We start from the raw sequence: 597 nt of genomic DNA, 5'->3' as shown, positions 1-597 counted from the left end.
CACGGTCAAGTCATCGGCGAAGTGCCGGTCGCCAGTGGCGTCGGGCACGTACTTCACGGTGACAACGATCCTCAAGCTCACGCCGGCTCTCCTACTGCATCGTCTTTACTGGGCTGCTGCCTTGCTCTGGCCACTGCCTTCTTGCAGGCAGCATAGGCGCCTGGAGCGGCGGATCCCGGTCGGGGCGGCCCGCGCTCCGACCGGAATATTACTCGTCAGTACACCCAGAACATTCCCACTAAGCAAGCGCTCTGAACTGTGACCTTCCCAACGCTCTGTAATCAGGCACACAGCGGGGCATTCGGGAACGCTCAGTCGCGCAGCGCGTTGAAGCGACCCTGGTGGTAAAGGAGCGGCCGCCCCGCACCTGCGGGGTCCCCCACGACCGCCTCCGCGAGGACGATGCGGTGGTCACCCGCGGGCACCCGCGCGGCGACGCGGCAGACGAGCCAGGCCAGCGTGCCGTCGAGCACGGGGACGCCTTCGGGCCCCTCGTACCAGCGCGTGGGCGCGCCGAAGCGGTCGGCGCCGCTGCGTGCGAACGTCGTGGGGGGGGGCGGCGGGGGGGGGCGGGGGGTGTGGGGGGCCCCCAGAGAG

Annotated in this window: 1 protein-coding gene and 1 pseudogene; both read right to left on the bottom strand. The window is 69.7% G+C overall.

What is annotated here, in order from left to right; all coding sequences use genetic code 11:
- A pseudogene (locus ACFWY6_RS21360) lies at positions 1 to 81 on the bottom strand (electron transfer flavoprotein subunit beta); the annotation flags it as partial.
- A gap of 230 nt (positions 82 to 311) precedes the next feature.
- A partial coding sequence (locus ACFWY6_RS21355) for a flavin reductase (protein ID WP_384692608.1) occupies positions 312 to 597 on the bottom strand: 286 nt, incomplete at its 5' end.

It is taken from the genome of Streptomyces sp. NPDC059037 (genome assembly GCF_042740015.1).
GTDB lineage: Bacteria > Actinomycetota > Actinomycetes > Streptomycetales > Streptomycetaceae > Streptomyces.
This window is presented reverse-complemented; position numbering and strand designations above follow the sequence as displayed.